This is a genomic window from Micromonospora sp. NPDC048843, from assembly GCF_040649965.1.
GTDB lineage: Bacteria > Actinomycetota > Actinomycetes > Mycobacteriales > Micromonosporaceae > Micromonospora > Micromonospora hortensis.
On sequence record NZ_JBEZGJ010000382.1, the window covers coordinates 1 to 1,179 of the forward strand.

General features: G+C 68.4%; 2 protein-coding genes. One reads left to right on the plus strand and one right to left on the minus strand.

Features of this window, described 5'->3' with window-relative positions:
* A partial coding sequence (locus tag AB0C20_RS36260) for a DMT family transporter (protein WP_357569726.1) occupies positions 1–536 on the plus strand: 536 nt, incomplete at its 5' end.
* Here the strand turns inward: AB0C20_RS36260 and AB0C20_RS36265 are convergent.
* A complete protein-coding gene (locus AB0C20_RS36265) occupies positions 516–1,055 on the minus strand; it encodes a TetR/AcrR family transcriptional regulator (protein WP_357569727.1) in 540 nt (179 codons plus the stop codon). The genes AB0C20_RS36260 and AB0C20_RS36265 overlap by 21 nt on opposite strands.
* Positions 1,056–1,179 lie beyond the last annotated feature (124 nt).

Consider the following 1,179-nt stretch of genomic DNA (forward strand, 5'->3'; position numbering starts at 1 on the left):
GTACGTGCCGCGAGCTCGAAGGGGCCCGGCGGGCACTGGGCCGATCCGGTGGTGCGTCCGGAACTGCCGGTGGCGCGGCGTATCTGCTCATCGTCCTGCCGGCCCTGGCCGGTCTCGGCCTGGCCTGGCAGCAGGCGGTCAACGGCCGGATCGGGACGGTCGGCGGGCCGTTGTCGGCGACCACGATCAATTTCGCGGCCGGAACCGCCGGGCTGCTGGTGGTGGAGGTCGTTCAGATCGCGCGAATCGGCTGGCCCACACGCTTTCCCACGGAACCGTGGTTGTACGCCGGCGGCGTGATCGGGGTCTTCTTCATCGCGGTGGCAGCCCTGATCGTGCGCTGGATCGGGGTCCTGGTCTTCGGCTTGACCTCGGTATCGGGCCAGTTGGCCGCCTCGGTGATACTCGACGTCGTGCTGTCGGCCGGCCCGGGTCTGTCGGCCGGCGCGGTGATCGGCTGCGCCCTGACACTGGTTGCCGCCGCCATCGCGGTGTTCCGCAAGCCGGAATCGGCCTCACGACCCGAACGCGCGTAAGGCTGTCTCCACCAACGCATCCGCGTAGGACTCGCTCAGTGGTCCGGAACGCAGCAGCCAACGCTGCTGGAGCGGTGCGTAGAGCACTTCCAGCAGCAGATCGAGATCGGCGTCGGCGCGCAGTTGACCGGCCTGCTGTGCACTGCGGAGCCGGACCTTCTTCGCCTCGTCCATCGGTCTGCCCAGCAGCCGGTCGTACTGTTCGGCGAGATCCGGGTCATTGATGATCTCGGTATTGAGCGCGCGGATGGGCCGCTCGAATTCCGGATCGGCGAATTCCGCGACCGTCGCTCGCATGACGAGTTTGAGATCGGCCTCGATATCGCCGGTGTCGGGCAGCGCCACCCCGTCTCCGTCCGTATCGCCGAGGGCGAGGAACGATTCGAAGATCACCGCGCCCTTGCTCGGCCACCAGCGGTAGATCGTCTGTTTGCCGACTCCGGCGCGTGCGGCGATGGACTCGATCGACACCTTGCGATAGCCGACCTCGGCGATCAGCGCGCGGGTCGCGGCCAGGATCGCCTGCCGCGAGCGTTCGCTGCGCCGGGAGCTGCCGGGTTTCCCCGGGCCTCGTCGGGAACGGGAGTTCGTCGAAGAGGTTGTCTCGACCGACGATGAGCGTGGGCCGGCTACCCGGCAGTGG